Here is a 24,435-nt window from a genome sequence, read left to right as displayed (position 1 = left end):
CTCCTCGCGCCGGGGGACCCCGAGCGACCCGGAGCGGACGTCCGTCACCCGGTGAGCGCGCTCGCTCAGCGTCCCGATGCCAACACCACCCACACCGGACCGGACGCGAAGTTCAGCGGCTCGCCGTCCCCGGTGGTGAACGACGTGCCGTCCTCGGCGGCCGCCCGGTCCCAGGCGGCCGGGTAGGCACGCCCGTCACGCAGCACGGTGGCCTTCCCCGAGCCGACCGTCTCGGTGTACGGGGTGTTGTTGCCGAGGAAGTCCCGGAAACCCGAGCGGCGCACGGTCACGTCCTGCACGACCACCGTGGACGCCGTCAGCCGGTCGCCGTCGCTGTCGGTCGCGGGGGTGCCGTCCATCGACACCTTCCAGGCCCGGTCGGCGTCCGACCAGGTGAAGGTGAAGCGGGCCGCCGGGAAGCGCACGGTGACCTCGTCCTCGGGCGTGCCGCCCGCGGGCGCCGGGCCGTGCCGGAAGCCGGTGGACAGCGCGTCCTCGCCGGGCGCGTCGTCCAGCAGCCGGTGCGGGCGGACGTAAAGGTTGTGCGGTGCCGCGCGTGCGGAGTCCCGGGTGAAGGCGTCGTCCTCCGACCCGGGCTCCACGGGCGTGAGCGGCGCCCGGTCGATCAGCGGCAGCAGCTTGCTCTGGGCCCCGGAGAAGGCGAGCAGCGGCTGGTCGAACTGGCGCAGCAGTTCCAGGTCGGACTCGCGGGCGCTGCGCACCGGGCCGACCGACTCGGGGAGCTCTGTGGCGTACACGGCCATCAGCCGGCTCAGCCCGCCCTCCACCTGCTCGACGTACACCACGTCGGCCTCGTCGAGACCCGTCTGGGGCCGGGCCTCGGGCGCGTTGTCGATCTTCACGGCGAGGACGGGAGGCAGCGGCCGGCCGTCCGGACCCGTCGCGGTCGGCGACTCCTGGGGTGAGCCGCGTCCGTCGTCACCGGACCCGCCCGACGTGCAGCCCGCCGCCAGACCTGCCGCCAGCAGGGCGGCGACGAGCACTCCGGCCCTCCTGCCGCCGCGCCGCCGGCGCGTCCCTCGTTCTGTGCCCACCGTCGCCACCGGCCATCCTCGTGTCATCCGCTGTTTCGATTGTGCGCTTTTCCGATCGTCTCCGCCCCTGTCCGGTCAGACGGCGTCCCGCGCGGTGGGTTCCGCCGATCGGCCCAGCGATCGGCGGTTCGGCGTCCGGCCACTCGGGTACCCGGAGCCGACCGCACGAGCGACACACGGGCGCGTACGGCGTCACACACCGGTCGGCACGGAGGGAGCAGGCGGCGATGAAGGCTTTGACCTGGCAGGGGAAGCGGGACGTACGGATCGAGAACGTGCCGGATCCCAGGATCGAGGAGCCGACGGACGCGATCATCCGCGTCACCTCCACCGGACTGTGCGGATCCGACCTCCACCTGTACGAGGTGCTCACCCCGTTCATGACCCCGGGCGACATCCTCGGGCACGAGCCGATGGGCATCGTGGAGGAGGTCGGCGCGGCGGTCCCCGACCTCCAGGTCGGCGACCGGGTCGTGGTGCCCTTCCAGATCGCCTGCGGCAACTGCTGGATGTGCCTGACCGGGCTGCCCACCCAGTGCGAGACCACCCAGGTCAGCTCCGAGGGCATGGGCGCCGCCCTGTTCGGCTACACCCGGCTGTACGGCGCGGTCCCCGGCGCGCAGGCCGAGTACCTGCGGGTGCCGCAGGCCCAGTACGGCCCGATCAAGGTGCCCGAGGGCCCGGCGGACGACCGCTTCGTCTACCTCTCCGACGTCCTGCCGACCGCCTGGCAGGCCGTCGCCTACGCGGACGTCCCCAAGGGCGGCAGCGTCGCCGTGCTCGGCCTCGGCCCGATCGGTGACATGGCCTGCCGGGTCGCCCAGGCCAAGGGCGCCGGACGGGTGTTCGGCGTGGACCTCGTCCCCGAACGGCTGCGCCGGGCGAAGGAACGCGGCGTGGAGACCTTCGACCTGCGCTCCTTCGACGACGAGAAGGAACTCGTCGCGGCGATCCGCGACCAGACCGACGGCCGCGGCCCCGACGCGGTGATCGACGCCGTCGGCACCGAGGCACACGGCAGCGCGGCGGCCCGCATGGTGCAGAACGCCTCGGCGATGCTCCCCCGCAAGATCAGCGGACCGATGGCCGAACGCTTCAGCGTCGACCGGCTCGCCGCCCTCTACACCGCCATCGACCTGGTGCGCCGCGGCGGCACCATCTCGATCAGCGGCGTCTACGGCGGCATGGCCGACCCGATGCCCATGCTGACCCTGTTCGACAAGCAGATCCAGATGCGCATGGGGCAGGCGAACGTGCGCCGCTGGAGCGACGAGATCATCCCGTTCCTCACCGACGAGGACCCGCTCGGCGTCGACGACTTCGCCACCCACCGCGTACCGCTCGACGAGGCACCGCAGGCGTACGACATGTTCCAGAACAAGCGGGACGGCTCGGTCAAGGTGCTGATCAAGCCATGACCCGGGCCGCCGGGGATCACGGCCCGCCGAGGATCTCCGCGAGGTCGTAGCGCACGGGCTCCTCCAGCTGCCCGTACGTGCAGCTCTCCGGGGTGCGGTCGGGGCGCCACCGGCGGAAACGGGCGGTGTGCCGGAAGCGCTGCCCGTTCTCCATGTGGTCGTAGGCGACCTCGGCCACCCGCTCCGGTCTGAGCGGTACCCACGACAGGTCCTTCTTCCCCGACCAGCGGCTGGGCGCCCCGGGCAGCCGCGCCGAGGCGTGCGCCGCCTCGTCCGCCCAGGCCCCCCACGGGTGGTCCGACACGTCGTCCATCCGCAGCGGCTCCAGCTCCTCGATCAGCTCCGCCCGCCGCTTCATGCTGAACGCGGCCGACACCCCGACGTGCTGGAGGGCGCCGCTCCGGTCGTACAGGCCGAGCAGCAGCGACCCGACCACCGGCCCGCTCTTGTGCAGCCGGTACCCGGCGACCACCACGTCCGCCGTGCGCTCGTGCTTGATCTTGAACATGGCCCGCTCGTCCTGGTGGTAGCGCAGGTTCGGCGGCTTGGCGATCACACCGTCCAGACCGGCGCCCTCGTACTGCTCGAACCAGCCCCGGGCCACCTCGATGTCGGTGGTCGCCGGCGCCACGTGCACCGGCGGGGTGACGTCGCGCAGCGCCCGTACGAGCAGCTCCCGGCGGTCGGTCAGCGGCACGTCCAGCAGCGACTCGTCCGCCAGCGCCAGCAGGTCGAAGGCGACGAAGGAGGCCGGGGTCCGCTCGGCGAGCGTCCGCACCCGGGAGTCCGCCGGATGGATGCGTTCGGTCAGCGCGTCGAAGTCGAGGTGCCCGTCCCGGGCGATGACGATCTCCCCGTCCACCACGCACCGCCCGGGCAGCCGCTCCCGCAGCGCCTCGACCAGCTCGGGGAAGTACCGGGTGAGCGGCTTGCCGGTGCGGCTGCCCAGCTCCACCTCGTCGCCGTCACGGAACACGATCGCCCGGAAGCCGTCCCACTTCGCCTCGTACTGCATGTCCGGCGGGATCCTCGCCACCGACTTGGCGAGCATCGGCTTGACGGGCGGCATCACCGGGAGGTCCATGGCACGACTGTAAGGACGCCGGCGGTGCTCCGCGCTTCGAGGAAGGCTCCCGCAGCCTGCGGGCATTCGTGCTTCCCCCAGTGCCTCAAGGGCCTGGGAGGTACCCCCAGGGGCGGCACGGGTGGGCGCAGGCGTCACCCTCTCGGCGGGCCTCGCCGTCAGCGCCGTACCTGCGGCTAACGGGGTTCCCCGCGTTGTCGTACGCCGAGTGCGGCCCGGCGGGGGCTGGTCGCGCAGTTCCCCGCGCCCCTGGGGGCGTGCGGCCGCCGCGGCGGGTGCGGCCGGTGTGCGGGGAGCGGCGCCCGCGCCTACCGTGGCCGCATGGGTGATGCGGTGGAACTGGAGGTCGGCGGCCGGACCGTACGGCTGTCCAGCCCGGACAAGGTCTTCTTCCCGGAGCGTGGCTACACCAAGCTGGACGTCGCCCGCTACTACCAGGCCGTCGCCCCCGGCATCCTGCGCGCCCTCCGTGACCGGCCCACCACCCTGCAGCGCTACCCCGACGGCATCACGGGCGAGTGGTTCTACCAGAAGCGCGCGCCCAAGAGCATGCCGGACTGGATTCCCACCGCGCACATCACCTTCCCCAGCGGCCGAAGCGCCGACGAGATGTGCCCCACCGAGGAGGCCGCCGTGGTGTGGGCGGCCCAGTACGGCACGCTCGTCTTCCATCCCTGGCCGGTGCGCCGCACGGACGTCGACCACCCCGACGAACTGCGCATCGACCTCGACCCCCAGCCCGGCACCGACTACGACGACGCCGCCCGCGCGGCCCACGAACTGCGCGCCGTCCTCGGCGAGTACGGACTGCGCGGCTGGCCCAAGACCTCCGGCGGCCGGGGCCTGCACGTCTTCGTGCCGATCGAACCCCGCTGGACCTTCACCCAGGTCCGCCGCGCCGCCATCGCCGTGGGCCGCGAGATGGAACGCCGGATGCCCGAGCAGGTCACCATCAAGTGGTGGAAGGAGGAGCGCGGGGAGCGCATCTTCGTCGACTACAACCAGACCGCCCGCGACCGCACCATCGCCTCCGCCTACTCGGTGCGGCCCCGCCCGCACGCTCCCGTCTCCGCACCGCTGCGCTGGGACGAGGTCGGCGTCGCCCACCCGCAGGACTTCGACATCACGACCATGCCCGCGCGCTTCGCCGAACTCGGCGACGTGCACGCGGACATGGACGACCACGCCTTCTCCCTGGAACCCCTGCTGGAACTCGCCCGGCGCGACGAGCAGGACCACGGCCTCGGCGACCTGCCCTATCCGCCCGAGTACCCGAAGATGCCCGGGGAGCCCAGCCGGGTGCAGCCGAGCCGGGCCAGGAAGCCGAAACCCACGACCTCCTGACCCGGCTCCCCGCCGACTTCGCGCGGGCTACAACTCCTTGATCCGGACGTCGCGGTAGGAGATGACGTCCGTCGTGCTGTGCACCTGCAGCCCGAGGTAACCGGAGGCGAACCGCCGCCCGTCCGTGCCCGGGTCGTCCGAGCGCGGCGGGGTGAAGTCCTGGCCGCCGATGTTGTCGAACTCGTTGATCAGCACGCCGTTGCGGTAGACCTCGTAGTGCTGGTCCACCACCCGGATCTCGTAGTCGTTCCAGGTGCCCTTCTGCGTCACACCGGCACCGGCCAGGCCCACCCGGTCGAAGCCGTAGACCGAGCCCGTCTTGTACATGTCGCCGGTGGGTGAGTCGAACACCTGGATCTCGTGGCCGAACTTGATCGCGGCCCACTCCGGCCGGGACTCCTCGGGGTGGTCGTGGATCTGCGGGAACCGCACGAACACACCGCCGTTGGCGTTGGCGGTGCCCGGCGCGTCGTCACGCCACTGGAGCTTCAGCGAGAAGTCGCCGTACGTGCGCCCGGGGAACCACAGCATGCCGAGCCCGTCCCGGGCGGTGCCCGAGGTGATCGATCCGTCCGGGTTCAGCGCGAACGAACCACCGCCCACCTGCTCCCACTTGGCGAACGACTCCGGGGTGCCGTCGAGGATCGTGCGGTAGCCCTCGGTCTGGCCGGGCGTGCCGATGCCGGACTGCTTGGCCGCCTTGTTGACCGCCCGGTACTCCCGCTTGTCGACGACGCCTTCCTTCCGCAGCGCGTCCAGCACGGTGGTGACGTGCTTCAGGAACAGCGCCTGCGAGGTCCACTCCTTCTCGTCCTCGATCAGCTCGCCGATCCGGCACCGGTTGTTGGTGACGCGGTTGGGCACGCCCGAGTCGACCGTCCCGACGATCACCGTCAACCGCTCGTCGTACTCGGGGCAGGGGGGCGCGGGCACCCCGCCGGACACCACCGTGAAGCTCACCGTGAGCGGCTCGGAGGTGTTTCCGGCCTGGTCGGTGGCCCGGTAGGCCACCGTGTGCCGGCCCGCCCGGTCCACGACCACGGGCGCCGTGTAGGCCAGGTACGGCCCGGCGTCGAGGGAGTACTCGACGCGTGCCACACCGGACCCGTCGTGCCCGTCGTCCGCGCTGACCGTGACGGTGGCGCGGCCGACGTAGGCGCCGTCGGAGTTCTTCGTGCCCTGCACGGTGACGCCGGTGGCGGGCGGGGTGGTGTCCTGCGGGGGAGCGGCGACGACGGTGAACTCCACGCTCTTCTCCGCCGCCGCGTTGCCCGCCTTGTCGGTGGCCCGGTAGCGGACGGCGTGCGTGCCCGCCTCGTGCACCATCACCGGACCGCCGTAGGTCTGCCAGGCACCGTCCGCGCCGATGGCGTACTCGATGGTGTTGACGCCGGAGCCGGTGTCGGACGCGGTGACGGTCACCGTCGCCATGTCGATGTAGTGACCGTCGGCGTTCTTCTCGCCGTCCACGGTCGCCGAGGTCTCCGGCGCCGTGGTGTCGTCGGTGGGCGGCGCGACGACGGTGAACTCGACGCTCCGCTCCTCCGACACGTTGCCCGCCTTGTCCAGTGCGCGGTAGCGGACGGTGTGTGTGCCGACCTGGTCGACCACCACCGGGGCGGTGTACGGCTGCCAGACGTCGTCGTCACCGAGCGCGTACTCGATCCGGTCGACGCCCGAACCCTCGTCCGTGGCCGCGAGGGTGACGCTCGCGGAGCCGACGTACTCGCCCTGGCCGTTCCGCGTGCCGGCGACCTCGGCCGTGGCCTCGGGGGCGGTGGTGTCCTCGCCGCCGCCCTCGGTGACCGTCAGGACGCCCTTCATCTCCCCGTGGCCGGGGATGGTGCAGTGATAGAAGTAGCGGCCCGGGGTGAGCGTCACCTCCGCGGTGTGCCGACCGCCCTGTGCGTCGGCCGGGTTGGCCAGGATGTTCAGCTGGACGTCGCTGTTGTACTCCGGGTCGGAGGTGACGAACGTCAGGGTGTGCGGCATGCCGGTGGTGTTGCCGGTGGCCGCGCTGTTCTCGAAGACGATCGTCGCCGGACCGGCCGCCGCGGTGGCCGGCGCGGACGTGTACTCGGTGATGCTGTCGCCCGCGGTCCAGGTCAGCACCTGTGCCGCCGCGCGGCCGGTGTCGGCCTTCGGCTGTCCCGCCGCGGGGAGCGCCTGCAGGCCGAGCACCGTCATCAGGCAGGCCAGCAGTACGGCCCACACTCCTGGTCGTCGTATCACCGCGTCCCCCTCGCCAGCTGACCGGCGGCCGGGGTCGGCCCGCCGCCCGTGTAGGTGACCCGCCACAGCGCGGACTTGGCGTCGGAGGTGAAGAACCCGCGCCCGTAGTCCAGCACATAGAGCGCGCCGTCCGGACCGAACGTCCAGCCCATCAGGTTCTTGATGCCGTCGTTGCCGATGGGCACGATCTTCTTCAGGGACTCCGAGTGGACCGGCAGTCCGCCGTCTCCTTGGGTCCTCGGATCCATCAGCACCGCGTTGCGCGGCTGGTCGGCGTCGTAGAAGTCGCCGACGAACCACTTGCCGTCCCAGTACGCGGGCCACTTGACGTCACTGCTGTTCGCGTCGTCGTAGCGGTAGACCGGGCCGTTCATCGCTGCCTGCCCGCCGCCCTTGAGCCAGGGCAGCCGGTACGTCGCCTCGTCCTGCTTGTAGGACGGGACGCCGTTCTCGTCGCGCGGGAAGTCCGGTCCGCCGCCCTGCGGGGAGTACCAGATGTTGTTGCCGGTGACCGGCGGCAGGTTGACCAGACCGTCGTTGTTCGGCGACTCGTTCTTCGGGTGGTCGCAGTCGTACCAGCCCAGCGGCTTGGACGGGTCGGGCAGATTGCGGTCCCGGTAGGGCTGCTTGTTGCCCATGCAGTACGGCCAGCCGCGGTTGGACGCCTTCGTGATGACGGCGAACGTGTCGTACTTCGCCGGTCCCCAGGTCGTCGACGGGGCGCCGGCGTCCGGGCCGACCCAGCCGGCGTAGAGGACGTCGGTCTCCTGGTCGACCGAGATCCGCGCCGGGTTGCGCACGCCCATCACGTAGATCTCGCCGCGGGTCTTGCCGCCGCCCTCGTCGGTCTCCCTGCCGGTGAACAGGTTGCCCTCGGGGAGGGTGTACGTGCCGTCCGGCTCCGGGTGGATGCGCAGGATCTTGCCGTTGAGGTTGTTGGTGTTGCCCGCGGTGCGGCGCGCGTCGGCGAAGGACACGCCCTTGTAGTTGGGCTGGGGGTTGTTGCCGGAGTAACCGTCGCTGAAGCCGCTGGAGTTGTTGTCACCGGTGGCGATGTACAGGTTGCCCTTGGAGTCCCAGGCCATCCCGCCACCCGCGTGGCAGCAGCTGTGGATCTGCACCGGCCACTCCAGCAGCACCTTCTCGCTGCTCAGGTCCAGCTTGTTCGTGGCGTGGTCGAGGGTGAAGCGGGAGACCCGCCGCTCGGCCATGCGCTTGTCCCGGTCGATTCCCGAGTGAGGCGTCCAGTGCAGGTACACCCACCCGTTCCGGGCGAACCCGGGGTCCAGTTCGATGCCGAGCAGGCCCTCCTCGACCTTGACCAGCTCGTCGCCGCCGCCCTTGTTGCCGAAGACGGTGAGCGCCCCGGCGAGGGTGACCTTCTCGGTCTCCGGGTCGTAGACGTGGATCTCGCCCGTGCCCTTGCCGACATCGGGGTCGTTCCAGTCGGTGACCACGGGCTGCGAGGCGTCGGCGCCGCCCCGGCCGATGTAGAACACGCGGCCGTCGGGCGCGGTGACCAGGCCGTGCGGTTCGCCGATCTGGTCGTTCTGCCCGGGCTGGTTGGGCTGCGTGAGCCGCTCCGCCTTGTAGTTGCCGGTGATGGTCGCCTTGCAGTCGGCCCGGACCAGGCGGGTGGTCCACAGCAGGGCGCCGCGCAGGTGCTCGCGGAAGTCGGTCTCGTCGTACGACGACACCGTGCCGCCCATGCCGGTGTAGAAGGAGCGTCCGCCGTCGTAGTCACGGCACCAGCTGACCGGGTGGTCCCAGCCGTTGGCACCGGCGCCCGGCTTGTAGGTGGCCTCGCGCACCCGGGCGACGGTGTGGACGTCGCCGGACGGGTTCTTCACCCAGTTGAGCCACTTGTCGGGGCGCTTCCATTCCATCGGCAGGCTCTTGGTCGCCGGGTGCGCCCGGTCGCCGACCTCGACGGTCGCGCGCTGCACCGTGGCCGCTCCCGCGGCCGGCCGGGCGCCGATCAGACCGGTGAACCAGTCCGAGTAGGGCTCCGCGCGGGCCGCGTCGTGCAGGCCGACGAAACCGCCGCCGGCCTCCATGTACGCCTCCAGGCCCGCCTCCTGCTCCGGGTCGAGGACGTCACCGCCGCCGGTGAGGAACACGATCGTGTTGAACCGGCTCAGCTTCTTGTCGTTGGTGAAGACCGAGGCGTCGCCGGTGGCGGTGACCGTGAAGCGCTGGTCCTCCGGCCCGGTCTGCCCGATCCGCTCGATCGCCGCGATCCCGGCGTTCACCAGCGGCGACTCCTCACCGCCGGCCGCGGAGCCGTAGAACAGCAGCACCCGTACGTTCGCGCCGCCCGGGGGCGAGGTGATGGACATCGTTGTCAGGGACGGATCCGGGGCCGGGCGGGCGCTGGCGGCGGGACCCGACAGCAGGCCGGCGGCGACGACAGTGGCGGCGACGGTGGCCGCCCAGGCGCGTCGCCCGGTTCTCGTCCTTCGCGCGTTCGAGGTGCTGGACGTGTCCAACCCTCTTAATCCCATGGGTTCGTGATGCGATGTGGACCGCACGTGGCCACCCACCCCTCCTCGGTCGCGACAGCAGCGTCAAGGAAGCTAGACCTCTTTGCGTCACACGCCAATACCTATCGCAGCAAAGAAACGAACTTTGTCCTGAGTGTGGATAAACGCTGGGGTCGCCGCTACGGTTTCACAGGTTCATGACAGCCACATGGGGAGTTCGGCATGGACAGACGCGGTTTCAACCGACGGGTACTTCTGGGCGGCGCGGCCGTGGCGACATCGTTGTCGGTGGGGCCCGAGGCGGTAAGCGCGACCGCGACGGCGAGAACCGCGCCGGCCGGGGGCGAGGTACGCAGGATCAAGATGTACGCCGAGCGCCTCGCCGGCGGACAGATGGGCTACGGCTTCGAGAAGGGCAGGGCGACGATCCCCGGCCCGCCGATCGAGCTCAACGAGGGCGACACGCTGCACATCGAGTTCGAGAACACCATGGACGTGCCGGTCAGCCTGCACGTCCACGGCGTCGACTACGAGATCTCCAGCGACGGCACCCAGCAGAACAAGAGCGCCGTCGAGCCCGGCGGCAGCCGCACCTACACCTGGCGCACCCACGCCCCCGGGCGGCGCGCGGACGGCACCTGGCGGGCGGGCAGCGCCGGATACTGGCACTACCACGACCACGTCGTCGGCACCGTGCACGGCACCGGCGGCATCCGGAACGGCCTGTACGGCCCCGTGATCGTGCGCCGCAAGGGCGACATCCTCCCCGACGCCACGCACACCATCGTCTTCAACGACATGACGATCAACAACAAGCCGGCGCACACGGGCCCCGACTTCGAGGCCACCGTGGGCGACCGGGTCGAGATCGTCATGATCACGCACGGCGAGTACTACCACACCTTCCACATGCACGGGCACCGCTGGGCCGACAACCGCACCGGCATGCTCACCGGCCCCGACGACCCCACCCGGGTCGTCGACACCAAGATCTGCGGCCCCGCCGACTCCTTCGGCTTCCAGGTGATCGCGGGGGAGGGGGTGGGAGCGGGCGCCTGGATGTACCACTGCCACGTCCAGAGCCACTCCGACATGGGCATGGTCGGCCTGTTCCTGGTGAAGAAGCCGGACGGCACCATTCCCGGCTACGACCCCCACGAACACGCCCACACCGCCACCGGGACGAAGGAGCCGGCGCACGAGCACTGACGGGCGGCCCGGGTGATCCGAGAGCGCTCTCGGCGGCCGGGCCGGCCAGGGCTATCCTTTCGGCCAACCGCAGGGAGGAGCCCCGAAGTGAGCGAGACAGCGCCACGACCGACGCTGGAGGCCGTGGCCGCACGGGCAGGGGTCTCCCGGGCCACGGTGTCCCGCGTGGTCAACGGCTTCGACGGGGTCCGCGAACCCCTGGCCGAGCGGGTCCGGCGCGCGGTGGACGAACTCGGCTACGTCCCCAACCAGGCCGCCCGCAGCCTGGTCACCCGGCGCCACGACGCCGTCGCCGTCATCGTGGCCGAACCCGAGACCCGGGTCTTCGCCGACCCCTTCTTCGCCCGGCAGCTGCGCGGCATCAGCAAGGAGCTGACCGCCCACGACAACCAGCTGGTGCTGCTGCTCACCGAGGACCGCGACGACCACGCGCGCGTCGGCCGCTACCTGGCCGGCGGCCACGTCGACGGCGCCCTGGTGTTCTCCCTGCACATCGACGACCCGCTGCCCGGACTGATCCAGCGGGCCGGACTGCCGGCCGTGTTCGGCGGCCGGCCGCACTGGAACGGCGGCGGCGACGCCGTCCGTTACGTCGACACCGACAACCGGGGCGGCGCCCGCGACGCCGTACGCCATCTGCTCGGACTCGGCCGCCGCAGCGTCGCCCACATCACCGGCGCCCTCGACCAGACCTCGGCGGTGGACCGGCTCGACGGCTTCCGGGACGTCATGGCCGACCCCGACCCCCGCCTCGTCGTGGAGGGCGACTTCACCGCCGCCAGCGGCGAGCGGGCGATGCGGGAACTGCTGCGCCACCGCCCCGACCTCGACGCCGTGTTCGCGGGCAACGACCTCATGGCGGCCGGCGCCCTGCGGGCGCTGCGCGAACACGGACGGCGGGTGCCCGAGGACGTCGCGGTGGTCGGCTTCGACGACATGCTGCCGATCGCCGAGCAGGCCGAGCCGCCGCTCACCACGGTCCGTCAGGACATCGAGGAGATGGGCCGCCTGATGGCCCGCCTGCTGCTGCGCGACCTGGACCGCACCACCGCGCCGGACGGGGCCGCGGGCGCCGGACCGTCCGGGGTGGTGCTGCCGACCACCCTGGTCCGCAGGGCGTCCGCCTGACCGCCCCGCCCCGATCGGCCGCGGCCCGTCCGGGTGCCGTACCGGCGATTGTCGGTGGGGAGTGGAAGACTCGGCGGAGCAGGCGTCGGGACTCCTCGAAGGAGGCACCATGCTCACCACCCGCTTCGTCGACGGCGCACCCTGCTGGATCGACGTCGGCACGCCCGACGCGGAAGGCGCCGCGTCCTTCTACCGCGCCCTGTTCGGCTGGACGTACCGCTCCGCGGGGTCCGACGGCGGAGGGTACGGCTTCTTCGAGCGCGCGGGCCGGATCGTCGCGGGCTGCGCCCCGCTCGGCGGTGACCAAGGCGCGGCGGCCTGGACCGTGTACTTCCGCAGTCCGGACGCCGACGCCACCGCCGAGGCGGTCCGCGCGGCGCGGGGCAGCGTTCCCGTGCCGCCGGCCGCCGTCGGGGAGCAGGGCAGGTCGGCGCTGCTCGCCGACCAGATGGGCGCCGCCTTCGGCGTCTGGCAGCCCGGCCGGCGCGCGGGCCTGGAGGCGGCGGGGGAGACCGGCTGCCTGTGCTGGGCCGAGCTGTACACCCCGGACATCGCGCGGGCCGCCGCCTTCTACCACGCGGTCCTCGGCTGGGAGACCGCCGCCGTGACCTTCCCGGGCGGTGTCTACACCGCCGTCAGCTCCCGGGAGACGGGGGAGGAGGGCACGTTCGGCGGGATGGTGCCGCTGGCCGACGACCCCGTCGAGGCGGCCGAGGGCCGGCCGCACTGGCTGCCGTACATCGGAGCCGAGGACCCGGACGCCGTGGCCGACCGGGCGGCCGAACTGGGTGGCCGGGTGCGGATGCCCCCCACCTCGGTCCCCGGCGTGGGCCGGATGGCCCGCCTGGAGGACCCCTACGGCGCCCGCCTCGCGGTGCTCCGGGGCGACCCCCGCGAGACCTGACGGCCCGGCGCGCCGCCGTGCGCGCCGGGCCGACCGACGTCATCATCGAGCCCGCCCCCGCCGGACCGGGCGGGCCCGCACCGGGGCCCGGGCGTTGATGCCGCGTTGATCGAACGTTTTTCACCCTCGGGCACGCTTCCGGCCATGCACACCGACACGTTGACGCCACCCGACCTGACCTGGCAGGAGGAGGCGCTGTGCGCGCAGACGGGGGGAGACTTCTTCTTCCCCGAACCCGGCAGCTCGGTCCGTGAGGCCAAGCGCATCTGCGGCCTGTGCCCGATCCGCGCGACCTGCCTGGAGTACGCCCTGACCCACGACATGCGCTTCGGCGTCTGGGGCGGGCTCTCGGAGAAGGAACGCCTCGAGCTGCGGCGTGCCGGACGGCGGTGACCGGCGCCCGGTGAGGGGTCAGCCGGCGGCGCGGGCCGCCATGCGCGCCTTGCGCGCGGCCAGCTTCTCGTCGAACTTGCTCGCCTCGGAGTCGAGACCGCCGAGGAACAGACCCAGTTCCTCCTGCGCCTTGGCGCCCTCCGGACCCAGCCCGTCGATCTGCATGACCTTCAGGTGGCGCAGCACCGGCTGGAGCACGTCGTCGTGGTGGATACGCAGGTTGTAGACCTCGCCGATGGCCATCTGCGCGGCCGCCCGCTCGAAGCCGGGGATGCCGTGACCGGGCATGCGGAAGTTCACCACCACGTCGCGGACCGCCTGCATGGTCAGGTCCGGGGCGAGCTCGAAGGCCGCCTTCAGCAGGTTGCGGTAGAACACCATGTGCAGGTTCTCGTCGGTCGCGATGCGCGCCAGCATGCGGTCGCAGACCGGGTCGCCGGACTGGTGACCGGTGTTGCGGTGCGAGATGCGGGTGGCCAGCTCCTGGAACGCGACGTAGGCGACCGAGTGCAGCATCGAGTGCCGGTTGTCCGACTCGAAGCCCTCGCTCATGTGCGACATGCGGAACTCTTCGAGCTTGTCCGGGTCGACGGCGCGCGAGGCGAGCAGGTAGTCCCGCATCACGATGCCGTGCCGGCCCTCCTCGGCGGTCCAGCGGTGCACCCAGGTGCCCCAGGCGCCGTCCCGGCCGAACAGCGAGGCGATCTCGTGGTGGTAGCTGGGGAGGTTGTCCTCCGTCAGCAGGTTGACCACGAGGGCGATCCGGCCGACCTCGGTGACCTTCGACTGCCCCTTCTCCCAGGCCTCGCCGTCCTCGAAGAAACCGGGGAAGTTGCGGCCGTCGCTCCACGGCACGTACTCGTGCGGCATCCAGTCCTTCGCGACCTTCAGATGCCGGTTCAGCTCCGTCTCCACCACTTCCTCCAAGGCGTACAGCAGCCGCGCGTCGGTCCAGACGGAAGGGCTGCCGAGGTGGGCAGGAGTGGTCGTCACGGGTAACTCCAGGGGGACGGGGACATACGGACGTGCCGGCGAGCGGTGCCGGGTAACCTACGGAATCGTAGGCTACGTAGCCGTAGGTTACGTAGCCGTAGGTTAAGAGCCCGTAAAGGCCGCTGATCAGCGGGGTTCACCTGGACGTTCGCCCTGGCGCGTACGCCGGATGGCAGAGGTCGTTGCGCCGTCCGGGTGAGGCGGCCGCCGGTCAGGCATACAGGTCCCGCAGACGCACCGACAGACACGTCACGCAGCCCTCAAGTTTCTCGAACTCACCGATCTCCACCGGCACCGGCTCGTACCCGAGGTCCGCGAACAGCTCGGCGGTCTTCGGCGCGCTCGCCGCCATCAGCAGCTTGTCGCCGCCGAGACACACCACGTGCGCCCCGGACGGCTCCGGCACCGGCAGGAAACGGGGGAACAGCGACGGCGCGTCCATGTGCGGGATGTGCCCGACGACCGTCCCGTCGGGCAGGGCGGTGACCGCCGACTTCAGGTGCAGCACCTTGGCCACCGGCACCGCGACCACCCGCGCCCCGAGCGGCTCGAACGCGGCCCGCACCTGCTGCACGCCGGCCGCGTTGGTGCGCCCGCCCCGGCCCACGTACACCGTGTCGCCGACCTTCAGGACGTCGCCGCCGTCCAGCGTGCCCGGTTCCCACACCCAGTTCACCGAGCAGCCCAGAGACGCCACGGCCTCCTCGACCCCGAAGGTCTCCGCCCGCCGGGACTCCGCGCCGGAACGGGCGATCAGCGCCACGTTGCGGAACATCACCACCGTGTCCTCCACGAACACGGAGTCCGGGCAGTCGTCGGCCGGGGCCACCTCGACGGTCTCCCAGCCGTGCGTCCGCAGCGCCTCCGTGTACCCCTCCCACTGCCGCACGGCGAGGTCGACGTCGACCTCGTCCCGTTCGACGTGGGTCACCAGCCCCTCTGCGAGGCAGGGGGCGGGACGGCGGACGAGGGCCTTCCTGCTGGGCACGGGTACGCCTTTCGGATCGGACGGTGCGGGTGGGCGGGGCTCGGGAGCCCGTACGGGCCGGGCGCCCGCGGGGCCCCGGCGCAGCCATCATGCAGGCCCCCGCCGTACGGGGACCACCCCCGGCCGCGATGAGATGGGCCACGGCAGGCCGGGCCTCGGCCGACGGCCCGCCGCAGTTGCTCCCCGGTGAGGGTGAGGTAGTCGTCCGGCCGGGTCATGCCGCCGACGCTAGGCGGGAAACCCGACCGCCTCCGGCGTGATTTCCCTCAGCTCTCCTCCTTCCATCAGCAGCCAGCGGGTGATGCCGAGCGACTCCAGGAACGGCAGGTCGTGACTGGCCACGACCAGCGCCCCCTCGTACGACTCCAGGGCCGTGGTCAGCTGCCGGACGCTCGCCATGTCCAGGTTGTTCGTCGGCTCGTCCAGCATCAGCAGCTGCGGCGCCGGCTCCGCCAGCATCAGCGCGGCGAGGGTCGCGCGGAAGCGTTCGCCGCCGGACAGGGTGTCCGCCCGCTGGTCGGCACGGCCGCCCCGGAACAGGAAGCGGGCGAGCCGCGCCCTGATCCGGTTGTTGGTGGCGCCCGGGGCGAACCGCGCCACGTTCTCGGCGACGCTCAGCCCCGGGTCGAGGACGTCGAGCCGCTGCGGCAGGAAGCGCAGCGGCACGTGCGCCCGGGTCTCGCCGGAGACCGGCTCCAGCTCCCCGGCGATCGTCCGCAGCAGCGTCGTCTTGCCCGCGCCGTTGCGCCCGATCAGCGCCACCCGCTCGGGGCCCCGCAGGTCGAATCCGCCGGTCACCCGGGCGCCGTACGCCAGCTCCAGGTCCATGAGGGTGAGGACCTCCCGGCCCGGCGGCACGGCGGTGAACGGCAGGTCGACCCGGATCACGTCGTCGTCCCGCACCGCCTCCACCGCGTCGTCGAGCCGCTCCTTGGCCTCGGCGAGCTTCTCCTCGTGCATGATGCGGTGCTTCCCGGCGGACTCCTGCGCCGCCCGCTTGCGCGCACCCATGACAATCTTCGGCTCGCGTTTCTGCTCCCACATCTTCTGGCCGTACCGCTTGCGGCGGGCCAGCTTGACCTGCGCGTCGGCCAGTTCGCGCTTCTGCTTGCGCAGATCGGCCTCGGCGACCCGCACCATGCGCTCGGCCGCCTCCTGCTCGACGGCCAGGGCCTCCTCGTACGCGGTGAAGTTGCCGCCGTACCAGGTGATCCCGCCCGCGCGCAGGTCCGCGATCTGGTCGACCAGGTCGAGCAGGTCCCGGTCGTGACTGACCACGACCATGACGCCGGGCCAGCTCTCGACGGCCGCGTAGAGCCGCCGACGGGCGTACAGATCGAGGTTGTTGGTGGGCTCGTCGAGCAGCAGCACGTCGGGACGGCGTAGCAGCAGCGCCGCCAGCCGCAGCAGCACCGACTCGCCGCCCGACACCTCGCCGACGGTGCGGTCGAGGCCGATGTGGCCGAGGCCGAGCTCGCCGAGCGTGGCCAGGGCGCGTTCCTCCACGTCCCAGTCGTCGCCGACGGTCTCGAAGTGCTCCTCGGCCACGTCGCCCGCCTCGATGGCGTGCAGCGCGGCGCGCTTGCCGGCGATGCCGAGGGCCTCGTCGACCTTCAGCGCGGTGTCCAGCGTGACGTTCTGCGGCAGCCAGCCGACCTCGCCGGCCACCCGGACGGAGCCGTCCGTCGGGGTGAGCTCGCCGGCGATCAGCTTCAGCAGGGTGGACTTGCCCGACCCGTTGACGCCGACGAGACCGGTGCGGCCGGGGCCGAAGGCCACGTCGAGGTCCTCGAAGACGACGGTGCCGTCGGGCCAGATGAAGGAGAGGGAGATACAGGTGAGAGAAGCGGACATGCGGGCCTCCGCGGTTGCTGAGGGCGATCAGGGGCACACGCGTATCGAGACACCGCGGGACGACGACCGGCAGCCGGGAAGGGATCCGTGGCATAAGAAAAGCCCTGTCGCGGAGGGTCCGCGAGGACGGCTCGAACGCCGAGGTCGCACGCTGCGCACACACCTGAGAACGGTGTGACGCGGTGTCTCAGAACCTCAGACGAGCAACGTCCTTCTCCCATCGACGGCAACAGAACCGAGAGAAACGTTAGGGGCGGCCGCACCGGCCGTCAACGCGTTTTTCACCCATCGACGCACCTTGCGTCCCCGCACCGAGGAGGCCCCGTGGCCAACGGCCCGCTCTCCCTGCCGGCCCGCCTGTGCCTGCTGACCTGGGACACCGACCCCACCCGGGCGGCCCCCGTGGTGCGGGCCGGAGCGCTCGCCGACCTCGCCCGGCGCGGGCTGCTCGTCGACGACGAGGGCATCACGACCCCGCGCGACCTCGACTCGCGCACCGGCGACCCGGCGCTGGACGGGCTCCTGGAGCTGGTCAGCGAGTCCTTCCCGCACCGCTGGCGCACCTGGGTGACGCTGCACGCGCGGTACACCCTGGACGCGGTCCGCGAGCACCTGGTGGCCGAAGGCGTCGTGCGGGCCGAGAAGCACCGGATCCTTGGCGTCTTCCCGTCCGTGGACCACGTCCTGGCCGACACCGCCCGCTCGGACGCCCTGCGCGAGCAAGCCCGGCGGATCCTGTCCGGCACCGCCGGAGCGGAGGAGGTCTCCTGGACGACCGCGACCGCCCTGACCCTGGCGACCGCGGCCGGTCTTCCGCTCGGCGCCGACGACACGCCGCCCACGGACTTCCTGTCCGCCCGCGCCTCGGAGACGTCCCCGGCCTTCGCCGCCGTCCTCGACGAACTCCGTACGGCCCTGCGCGACACGGCCCCGACGGCCTCGCTGTCCAGGGGGCGCTGAAAGCCTCGGTCACTTCCCTGAGGGGGGGCCGGCTCCCGGCCCCCCTCCTTCTGCGCGCACCCTCCGTTCCCGCGGGGCGCTCCCGCCCCGCGGAACCGTTCACGCGTCCCGCATCAGTTCCGCCAGGTCGTGGTCCAGGTCGAGGCGGAGGTGTTCGAGGCCGGCCGGGACCAGTTCGCTCGTCGCCTCCAGGAAGCGGCGCAGTTCGCCCGACCGGACGTGCACCACGGCCGTCCCCTCCGGGGCGTGGAACTCCAGCACCGTGCGGTCGTAGCCGTACGGGCGCACCCGTACGTCGCCTTGGCCCTCCGGGGCCTCCATGCCCGCGGCGAGCAGGTCACGGGCGAACGTCCAGCACACGTCGACGCCTTCGAGCGTCGAGGGAGCGGGGAAGGTCATGCGGACGGCGAACGGGTCGTCGCCGTCGTAGTGCAGCGTGGCGGGGATGTCGGCCATCCGCGGGGCGGCGGCGACCAGGCGGGCCTCTACGGGCTGCTCGATGACGGTGGACAACGCCTTGCTCCCTCGTGACGGCTGGGCGGGCTTCCGGGCGGATCGTGTCGGTCGGGCTACAGGAAGAGACGCTGGAATCGGCCATTCCGTGCGCATGGAGAGCGAGTGACCTCTGTCACCGCCTTCATGCCCCCGAGTGACACGTCTCTCCTCCCGTGATTCCCGGGCCACTTGGGCGGGGCGCCGCGAGGAGGCCCCCGGGTCGAGGCGCTCTGGACGGCACCGGGCCGGTGGACTAGCTTCCCCCGCCATGAGGCGCTCGGGAAGCACGCGACGTACGGGACCGACGGGACGGACGAGTCGGACGGCACGGACAGGGCGGGCGGGACGCCACCTCCGCCGGGTGACGGCGGCCGCCGTGTGCGCGGCGGCCCTGGCCGCCCTCACGGCCGTACCGGCACAGGCGCACGGCCCGAAGGGCGGCACCCCGCAGTGGTCGCTCAAGGACACCGGCGCACCGGACGTCCGGTTCCGCGGCCTGGCCGCCGTCAGCCGGACCACCGCCTGGGCGGCCGGGACCCTCGGCACCGTGCTGCGCACCACGGACGGCGGCCGGACCTGGCGGGACGTCTCGCCGCCCGGCGCGGAGGCGCTGCAGTTCCGGGACATCGAGGCGTTCGACGCGCGGCGGGCCGTGGTGCTGGCCATCGGGGAGGGCGAGGACTCCCGGGTCTACCGCACCGACGACGGCGGGGCGACCTGGACGGAAGCCTTCCGCAACCCCGACCCCCGCGCCTTCTACGACTGCCTCACCTTCTTCGACCCCCGCCACGGACTCGCCATGAGCGACCCCGTGGACGGGAAGTTCCGCATCCTGTCGACCCGCGACGGCGGCCGCTCCTGGGCGGTGCTCCCCGACACGGGCATGCCCCCGGCGCTCGACGGCGAGGCCGGCTTCGCGGCGAGCGGCCAGTGCCTCGTGTCGTCCGGGCCGAAGGACGTCTGGCTGGCCACCGGCGGAGCGGCCCGTGCGCGCGTGCTGCACTCCGCCGACCGCGGCCGCACCTGGACGGTCACCGACACGACGATCCCGGCCGGCGACCCGGCGCGCGGCGTCTTCGCCCTCGCCTTCCGCGACCGCCACCACGGTCTCGCCGTGGGCGGCGACTTCAACCCCGGCCAGGCCTCGCCCGACGCCGCCGCGCGCACCTCGGACGGCGGCCGCACCTGGCGGCCCGCCGCCGGCTCCCCGCCCGCCTACCGCTCCGGAGTCGCCTGGCTCCCGCACAGCCGCACCGACGCCCTCGCCGTCGGCCCCACCGGCACCGACCTGACCACCGACGGCGGCCGCACCTGGCGGACCGTCGACACCGGCTCGTACGACACCGTCGACTGCGCGCCCGACCGGTCCTGCTGGGCGGCGGGGGAGCGGGGGCGGGTCGCCCGACTGGAGCAGTGACCCGGGCCGAGGGCCCTACATCCCGCCGGCCGGGGTACCCGACCGCTGTACGCGACCGAGCGCTCGCGAAGCGCGAGAGAAAGTGAGCGGACATGCCACGCGGTTCCAGCCCCAAGCGGGAGCGTCAGTACGAGCACATCAAGGAGAGCGCGAAGGACCGGGGCGAGAGCACCGGGCGCGCCGAGGAGATCGCCGCCCGGACGGTGAACAAGGAACGCGCCCGGTCCGGCGAGTCCAAGACCGCCAGCAGGACGTCGACGCAGGACATGTCGTCCGGCAAGCGCGGTGGCCAGCGGTCCGGCAAGGGCTCCCAGGGCCCCACCCGCGACCAGCTGTACGAAGAGGCCAAGAAGCGGAACGTCGAGGGCCGTTCGAGCATGAACAAGAGCCAGCTGCAGCGGGCGCTCGGCAAGTGACTCCCCCTCCGCGCGGAGGGCCGCGGGCCGGCAGGCCCCCCTCCGCGCGGAGCGCCCCGCCCCGTAAGCTCTGGGCACCATGACGACCGTACGCACACCGGCCGGCCGGCCCGTCACCGAGGAAGAGGCCCGCGCGGTCCAGGACGCCCTGCGCGAGCGGGTGGTGCGCGACGAAGCGGGGCCGCCGCCCGGCACCGGACGGGTCACCGGGGTCGACGTGGCCTACGACGACGTGCGGGACGTCGTCGCCGCGGCGGCCGTCGTGTTGGACGCGGCCACCCTGGACGTCGTCGCCGAGTCCACGGCCGTCGGCCGGATCTCCTTCCCGTACGTCCCCGGGCTGCTGGCCTTCCGTGAGATCCCCACCGTGCTGGCCGCCCTCGACGCCCTGCCCTGCGAGCCCGGTCTGGTGGTCTGCGACGGCTACGGCCTCGCCCACCCCCGCCGTTTCGGCCTCGCCAGCCACCTGGGGGTCCTCACCGGGCTGCCCACGATCGGCGTTGCCAAGAACCCCTTCACCTTCAGCTACGACGAACCCGCCGCCCCACGCGGCAGCACGTCCCCGCTGCTGTCCGGCTCCGAGGAGGTCGGCCGCGCCCTGCGCACCAGGGCCGGCGTCAAGCCGGTGTTCGTGTCGGTCGGCCACCGGGTGAGCCTGGACAACGCCTGCGCCCACACGCTCGCCCTGACCCCCGCCTACCGCCTCCCCGAGACGACCCGCAGGGCGGACGCCCTCTGCCGCCGCACCCTGCGCGAGGCCGCACCGGCACTCACACGGGAGTGAGTACGCGTACGGATGTCCGAACTCCCGCCCGGCGGCAGGGTGATCGCCATGCCGACACACCGCACCGCCGGACCCCGCCGCCCGCCCGCACGCCCCACGGGCCGAGCCGTCACGCTGGGCCTGACCCTCGCCATCCTGGCGGGTCTTGGCTGGGTGACGGGCATGATCTGCACCCTGATCGCCTGGCAGCTCTGACCCCGGCACCCGCCAGGGACTCGGCGGCCGTCAGCGCACCGCCGCCACCCGGAAGCGGATGCCCGCCGCCTGGAGGCGGGTGATCAGTGTGTCGCCCATCGCCACCGCCGTCGTGACCTGGCCCGACGTCGGGGGAAGGTCGTCGAGCGCCAGGCACAGGGCGCTCTCGGCCAGCATCTTCGCCGTCTCGTCGTAACCCGGGTCGCCGCCCGACACCTCCGTGCAGACCCGCCGTCCGCCGCCCTCGCCGACGAAGCGGACCGTGAACCAGCTGCGCGCCCGCTTCTCGGCGCTCGGCCCCTCGCCGGGCTTCAGCCGGCCGGACAACGCGCGGCGCAGCGGCGGGATCTGGGCCGCCGTGACCAGCGCGCCGACCGCGGCCACCCCGCCCAGGGCGACCGGCAGACTGCGCACGGCGGCGTAGTGCCGGTAGCGGAAGTCGGGGCCGTACCGGGCCAGCGCCTTGGCCGAGCGGCGCACGACCTGGCCGTCGAGCGTCGGCAGGGGCAGCGCCCAGGCGTCGACCTCGGGCGCGTAGCGCGGGGTGCCCGTCGGGGCGGAGGTACGGCGGCCCACCAGCCGGGGTTCGTGACGCCGGCGGTCCCGGGCGGCGGCCCGCAGCCGGCCCGGCCGGGCGAACTGGTTCATGGCCGAGGCGAACGTGCCGCCCGAGAAGGCCGCGTCGGCGGTGACGTACCCGTCGACCGTCAGCGGCACGCCCTCCGGCAGCTGCCGCACCGTGTAGTACACGCCCAGGTCGTGCGGCACCGAGTCGAAACCGCAGGCGTGCACCAGCCGCGCCCCGGTCTCCCGCGCGCGGGCGTCGTGCCGGACGTACATCAGGTCCACGAACTCCGGTTCACCCGTCAGGTCGACGTAGTCCGCTCCGGTGTCCGCGCAGGCGGCGACGAGCTCCTCGCCGTACTCCACGTACGGCCCCACGGTGGTGGCCACCACGCGTGCCTGCTCGGCGAGGGCGCGCAGCGAGGCCGGGTCGGACACGTCCGCCCGCAGCACGCCCACCTTCTCGCCGCCCGGCAGCCGCTCCCGCAGCTCCTCCAGCTTCCGCCCGCTGCGGCCGGCGACCGCCCAGCGCAGCCCCTCCGGCGCGTGCGCGGCCAGGTACTCCGCGGTCAGCGTCCCCGCGAAACCGGTCGCCCCGAAGAGCACGATGTCGTACGGACGGTCCGTCCTGCTCAGCCTGCTCATGACACCCCTTGGTCGTGCAGCCGCGCCGCTGTCGGTGGCCGAGGCTAGCGTGAAGGGTGCGGAGCCCGACGACGAGCCCGGAGGAAAGCGATGGCCGTGCCACGCAACGCCCTGAGGAAGTGGGAGAAAGTGCGCGACTGGGCACTTGGTCTGCCCGGGGCCACCGAGGAGCATCCCTGGGGCGACACCGTCGCCAAGGTCGACAAGAAGGTGTTCGTCTTCCTCGGTGGCGGCGGTGACGGCGGCCATCCGGTCGCGGTGACCGTGAAGCTCACCGACGAGACCGCGCACGCCCACGCGCTCGCCTGTCCCGGCGCCGAGCCCGCCGGGTACGGCCTGGGCCGGGCCGGCTGGGTGCGCGTCCCGCTGGAGCCCGCGGGCGCCCCGGCGGCCGAGCTGCTGTGCGACTGGGTGGAGGAGAGCTACCGCACGGTCGCGACGAAGCGGCGGGCGGCGGAGCTGGACGCGCGGACGGCGCGGCCCCGGGCACAGGCGCCGGAGCCTCAGGCGCAGGCGCGGGAGCCCAAGGCGCGGACGGCGGGACCCAAGGCGCGGACGGCGCGCGTCGAGGCCCGCTGAGGCGACCCCGGCCGACGCCGGGGCGGGGGTCACGACCGTAGAGTGGCCAAGCGCTTGCTCGCCCGCCCTTGTGCCGGGTGGACGGTGTTCCTAACATCGCAGGTGTTACACCAGGAGTGTCACAGCCGATGGGGGCTCGATGACGGAGGCGACGGCGCCGGGGAACGGCCCGCTCACCGGCGTGCGCGTGGTCGAGCTGGCCGGCATCGGCCCCGGCCCGTTCGCGGCCATGCTCCTCGCCGACCTCGGCGCCGACGTCGTACGCGTCGACCGGCCCGGCGGCCCCGGACTCGGCATCGACCCCGCCCGCGACATCACGAACCGCAACAAGCGCTCGGTGGTCGTCGACCTCAAGACGTCCGACGGCGTGCAGCAGGTCCTCGACCTCGCCGGACGCGCCGACGTCCTCATCGAGGGATACCGCCCCGGCGTCGCCGAACGCCTCGGCGTCGGCCCCGAGGACTGCCGGGCCCGCAACCCCCGCCTGGTCTACGGCCGGATGACCGGCTGGGGCCAGGAAGGCCCCCTCGCCGACCGCGCCGGACACGACATCGGCTACATCGCCGTCACCGGCGCCCTCGGCATGACCGGCGAGCCCGGCAGGCCCCCGGTCGCCCCCGCCAACCTCCTCGGCGACTACGCGGGCGGCTCCCTCTACCTGGTCGTGGGCGTCCTCGCCGCCCTCCACCACGCCCGCGCCACCGGCACCGGACAGGTCGTCGACGCCGCCATCGTGGACGGCACCGCCCACCTCACCTCGATGATCCACGGCATGCTCGCCGCCGGCGCCTGGCAGGACCGCCGCGGCGCCAACCTCCTCGACGGCGGCTGCCCCTACTACGGCACCTACGGGACCGCCGACGGCGGGCACATGGCCGTCGGCGCCCTGGAGCCGCGCTTCTACGCCGAGTTCCTGCGCCTCATGGACCTGGACGACCTCGCCGGGGCGCACGCCGACGTCACCCGCTGGCCCGAACTGCGCACCCGGGTCGCCGAGCGGTTCGCCTCCCGCACCCGCGACGCCTGGACAACCCTGTTCGAGGGCACCGACGCGTGCGTGGCGCCGGTGCTGTCGCTGCGCGAGGCCCCGCACCACCCGCACCTCGCCGCCCGCGGCACCTTCACCGACCACGCGGGCATCACCCAGCCCGCCCCGGCACCGCGGTTCTCCGCGACGCCCACCACCGTCCGCACCGGGCCCGCCCGGCCGGGCGCCGACACCGAGGACGTGGCCCGCGACTGGGACGTACCCGGCCTGGTGTCCCCGCCCTCGAACCCTTAAGCGAAAGGCCTCC

General features: G+C 72.8%; 21 protein-coding genes and 1 pseudogene. 13 read left to right on the top strand and 9 right to left on the bottom strand.

Features of this window, described 5'->3' with window-relative positions; translation table 11 throughout:
- Nucleotides 1–65: 65 nt before the first annotated feature.
- Nucleotides 66–1,082 carry a DUF3048 domain-containing protein gene (locus ACIF8S_RS31450; protein WP_400003721.1) on the bottom strand — a complete coding sequence of 339 codons (1,017 nt, stop codon included), beginning with the start codon at nt 1,080–1,082 and terminating at the stop codon, nt 66–68.
- A 200-nt stretch (nt 1,083–1,282) separates the two neighbouring features.
- On the opposite strand from ACIF8S_RS31450, the gene ACIF8S_RS31445 reads away from it, so the two are divergent.
- Complete coding sequence (locus tag ACIF8S_RS31445; protein ID WP_349792041.1) at nt 1,283–2,473, top strand: zinc-dependent alcohol dehydrogenase; 1,191 nt, start codon at nt 1,283–1,285, stop codon at nt 2,471–2,473.
- Nucleotides 2,474–2,489: 16 nt separating this feature from the next.
- Here the strand turns inward: ACIF8S_RS31445 and ACIF8S_RS31440 are convergent, their stop codons facing one another.
- On the bottom strand, nt 2,490–3,557 hold the full coding sequence (locus ACIF8S_RS31440; RefSeq protein ID WP_400003719.1) for an ATP-dependent DNA ligase: 1,068 nt from the start codon (nt 3,555–3,557) through the stop codon (nt 2,490–2,492).
- Nucleotides 3,558–3,878: 321 nt separating this feature from the next.
- Here ACIF8S_RS31440 and ligD point away from each other — a divergent pair, with 321 nt between their 5' ends.
- A complete protein-coding gene (gene ligD / locus ACIF8S_RS31435; protein WP_024888140.1) occupies nt 3,879–4,901 on the top strand; it encodes a non-homologous end-joining DNA ligase in 1,023 nt (340 codons plus the stop codon).
- 27 nt (nt 4,902–4,928) lie between these two features.
- Here ligD and ACIF8S_RS31430 read toward each other — a convergent pair whose 3' ends face one another.
- Together ACIF8S_RS31430 and ACIF8S_RS31425 are read right to left on the bottom strand one after the other, a co-directional pair.
- A complete protein-coding gene (locus ACIF8S_RS31430) occupies nt 4,929–7,115 on the bottom strand; it encodes an OmpL47-type beta-barrel domain-containing protein (RefSeq protein WP_400003776.1) in 2,187 nt (728 codons plus the stop codon).
- A gap of 14 nt (nt 7,116–7,129) precedes the next feature.
- Complete coding sequence (locus tag ACIF8S_RS31425) at nt 7,130–9,637, bottom strand: ThuA domain-containing protein (protein WP_400003717.1); 2,508 nt, start codon at nt 9,635–9,637, stop codon at nt 7,130–7,132.
- Nucleotides 9,638–9,838: 201 nt separating this feature from the next.
- Here ACIF8S_RS31425 and ACIF8S_RS31420 point away from each other — a divergent pair, with 201 nt between their 5' ends.
- The 4 genes from ACIF8S_RS31420 (at nt 9,839) to ACIF8S_RS31405 (ending at nt 13,250) form a co-directional block, all read left to right on the top strand.
- Nucleotides 9,839–10,825, top strand: coding sequence for a multicopper oxidase domain-containing protein (locus tag ACIF8S_RS31420; protein ID WP_400003715.1), 987 nt, complete (start codon nt 9,839–9,841; stop codon nt 10,823–10,825).
- An 87-nt stretch (nt 10,826–10,912) separates the two neighbouring features.
- Nucleotides 10,913–11,953, top strand: coding sequence for a LacI family DNA-binding transcriptional regulator (locus ACIF8S_RS31415; protein WP_400003714.1), 1,041 nt, complete (start codon nt 10,913–10,915; stop codon nt 11,951–11,953).
- 109 nt (nt 11,954–12,062) lie between these two features.
- Nucleotides 12,063–12,857, top strand: a complete 795-nt coding sequence (locus tag ACIF8S_RS31410; RefSeq protein ID WP_400003713.1) for a VOC family protein — start codon at nt 12,063–12,065, stop codon at nt 12,855–12,857.
- A 144-nt stretch (nt 12,858–13,001) separates the two neighbouring features.
- Nucleotides 13,002–13,250: a WhiB family transcriptional regulator gene (locus ACIF8S_RS31405; protein WP_024888134.1), complete on the top strand. Its 249-nt coding sequence runs from the start codon at nt 13,002–13,004 to the stop codon at nt 13,248–13,250.
- An 18-nt stretch (nt 13,251–13,268) separates the two neighbouring features.
- Here ACIF8S_RS31405 and ACIF8S_RS31400 read toward each other — a convergent pair whose 3' ends face one another.
- The 3 genes from ACIF8S_RS31400 to ACIF8S_RS31390 all read right to left on the bottom strand — a co-directional run bounded on the left by ACIF8S_RS31400 (nt 13,269) and on the right by ACIF8S_RS31390 (nt 17,085).
- The gene (locus ACIF8S_RS31400; RefSeq protein ID WP_349792029.1) at nt 13,269–14,243 is read right to left on the bottom strand and encodes an acyl-ACP desaturase; all 975 of its coding nucleotides are present in this window, start codon (nt 14,241–14,243) and stop codon (nt 13,269–13,271) included.
- Between the two features lie 211 nt (nt 14,244–14,454).
- On the bottom strand, nt 14,455–15,231 hold the full coding sequence (gene ddaH / locus ACIF8S_RS31395) for a dimethylargininase (protein WP_400003711.1): 777 nt from the start codon (nt 15,229–15,231) through the stop codon (nt 14,455–14,457).
- Nucleotides 15,232–15,459: 228 nt separating this feature from the next.
- Nucleotides 15,460–17,085 carry an ABC-F family ATP-binding cassette domain-containing protein gene (locus ACIF8S_RS31390; protein WP_400003709.1) on the bottom strand — a complete coding sequence of 542 codons (1,626 nt, stop codon included), beginning with the start codon at nt 17,083–17,085 and terminating at the stop codon, nt 15,460–15,462.
- A 324-nt stretch (nt 17,086–17,409) separates the two neighbouring features.
- On the opposite strand from ACIF8S_RS31390, the gene ACIF8S_RS31385 reads away from it, so the two are divergent.
- Entirely contained in the window at nt 17,410–18,045 is a 636-nt protein-coding gene (locus ACIF8S_RS31385; protein WP_400003707.1) for a GPP34 family phosphoprotein, read from the top strand.
- A gap of 99 nt (nt 18,046–18,144) precedes the next feature.
- On the opposite strand, the gene ACIF8S_RS31380 is transcribed toward ACIF8S_RS31385, so the two are convergent.
- A complete protein-coding gene (locus tag ACIF8S_RS31380; protein WP_400003705.1) occupies nt 18,145–18,558 on the bottom strand; it encodes an SsgA family sporulation/cell division regulator in 414 nt (137 codons plus the stop codon).
- A gap of 343 nt (nt 18,559–18,901) precedes the next feature.
- Between ACIF8S_RS31380 and ACIF8S_RS31375 the strand changes: the two genes are divergently transcribed.
- From ACIF8S_RS31375 to mmpA, 4 genes are all read left to right on the top strand, one after another.
- Nucleotides 18,902–19,957 carry a WD40/YVTN/BNR-like repeat-containing protein gene (locus ACIF8S_RS31375; protein ID WP_400003703.1) on the top strand — a complete coding sequence of 352 codons (1,056 nt, stop codon included), beginning with the start codon at nt 18,902–18,904 and terminating at the stop codon, nt 19,955–19,957.
- Between the two features lie 92 nt (nt 19,958–20,049).
- On the top strand, nt 20,050–20,373 hold the full coding sequence (locus ACIF8S_RS31370; RefSeq protein WP_024888125.1) for a hypothetical protein: 324 nt from the start codon (nt 20,050–20,052) through the stop codon (nt 20,371–20,373).
- Between the two features lie 79 nt (nt 20,374–20,452).
- Entirely contained in the window at nt 20,453–21,157 is a 705-nt protein-coding gene (locus ACIF8S_RS31365; RefSeq protein ID WP_400003701.1) for an endonuclease V, read from the top strand.
- A 12-nt stretch (nt 21,158–21,169) separates the two neighbouring features.
- Complete coding sequence (mmpA, locus tag ACIF8S_RS31360) at nt 21,170–21,352, top strand: morphogenic membrane protein MmpA (RefSeq protein ID WP_400003700.1); 183 nt, start codon at nt 21,170–21,172, stop codon at nt 21,350–21,352.
- Nucleotides 21,353–21,382: 30 nt separating this feature from the next.
- On the opposite strand, the gene ACIF8S_RS31355 is transcribed toward mmpA, so the two are convergent.
- Nucleotides 21,383–22,561 carry a saccharopine dehydrogenase family protein gene (locus ACIF8S_RS31355; RefSeq protein WP_400003698.1) on the bottom strand — a complete coding sequence of 393 codons (1,179 nt, stop codon included), beginning with the start codon at nt 22,559–22,561 and terminating at the stop codon, nt 21,383–21,385.
- Between the two features lie 90 nt (nt 22,562–22,651).
- Between ACIF8S_RS31355 and ACIF8S_RS31350 the strand changes: the two are divergent.
- Nucleotides 22,652–23,032 (top strand): annotated as a pseudogene (locus ACIF8S_RS31350) (MmcQ/YjbR family DNA-binding protein); the annotation flags it as partial.
- A gap of 247 nt (nt 23,033–23,279) precedes the next feature.
- Nucleotides 23,280–24,422, top strand: a complete 1,143-nt coding sequence (locus ACIF8S_RS31345; protein WP_400003695.1) for a CaiB/BaiF CoA transferase family protein — start codon at nt 23,280–23,282, stop codon at nt 24,420–24,422.
- Nucleotides 24,423–24,435 lie beyond the last annotated feature (13 nt).

Source organism: Streptomyces sp. NPDC085937, from assembly GCF_044540535.1.
In the GTDB taxonomy this organism is placed as follows: Bacteria; Actinomycetota; Actinomycetes; order Streptomycetales; family Streptomycetaceae; genus Streptomyces.
Note: the sequence above shows the minus strand (reverse complement) of the source record. Positions and strands in the feature narration are given on the sequence as shown.

Coding starts and splice junctions, on each gene's coding strand:
- ACIF8S_RS31405 (WP_024888134.1), top strand. CDS start 13,002: ATGCACACCGACACGTTGACGCCACCCGACCTGACCTGGCAGGAGGAG.
- ACIF8S_RS31345 (WP_400003695.1), top strand. CDS start 23,280: ATGACGGAGGCGACGGCGCCGGGGAACGGCCCGCTCACCGGCGTGCGC.
- ACIF8S_RS31365 (WP_400003701.1), top strand. CDS start 20,453: ATGACGACCGTACGCACACCGGCCGGCCGGCCCGTCACCGAGGAAGAG.
- ACIF8S_RS31355 (WP_400003698.1), bottom strand. CDS start 22,561: ATGAGCAGGCTGAGCAGGACGGACCGTCCGTACGACATCGTGCTCTTC.
- ACIF8S_RS31410 (WP_400003713.1), top strand. CDS start 12,063: ATGCTCACCACCCGCTTCGTCGACGGCGCACCCTGCTGGATCGACGTC.
- ligD (WP_024888140.1), top strand. CDS start 3,879: ATGGGTGATGCGGTGGAACTGGAGGTCGGCGGCCGGACCGTACGGCTG.
- ACIF8S_RS31420 (WP_400003715.1), top strand. CDS start 9,839: ATGGACAGACGCGGTTTCAACCGACGGGTACTTCTGGGCGGCGCGGCC.
- ACIF8S_RS31445 (WP_349792041.1), top strand. CDS start 1,283: ATGAAGGCTTTGACCTGGCAGGGGAAGCGGGACGTACGGATCGAGAAC.
- mmpA (WP_400003700.1), top strand. CDS start 21,170: ATGTCCGAACTCCCGCCCGGCGGCAGGGTGATCGCCATGCCGACACAC.
- ACIF8S_RS31390 (WP_400003709.1), bottom strand. CDS start 17,085: ATGTCCGCTTCTCTCACCTGTATCTCCCTCTCCTTCATCTGGCCCGAC.
- ACIF8S_RS31440 (WP_400003719.1), bottom strand. CDS start 3,557: ATGGACCTCCCGGTGATGCCGCCCGTCAAGCCGATGCTCGCCAAGTCG.
- ACIF8S_RS31370 (WP_024888125.1), top strand. CDS start 20,050: ATGCCACGCGGTTCCAGCCCCAAGCGGGAGCGTCAGTACGAGCACATC.
- ACIF8S_RS31450 (WP_400003721.1), bottom strand. CDS start 1,082: ATGACACGAGGATGGCCGGTGGCGACGGTGGGCACAGAACGAGGGACG.
- ACIF8S_RS31425 (WP_400003717.1), bottom strand. CDS start 9,637: ATGGGATTAAGAGGGTTGGACACGTCCAGCACCTCGAACGCGCGAAGG.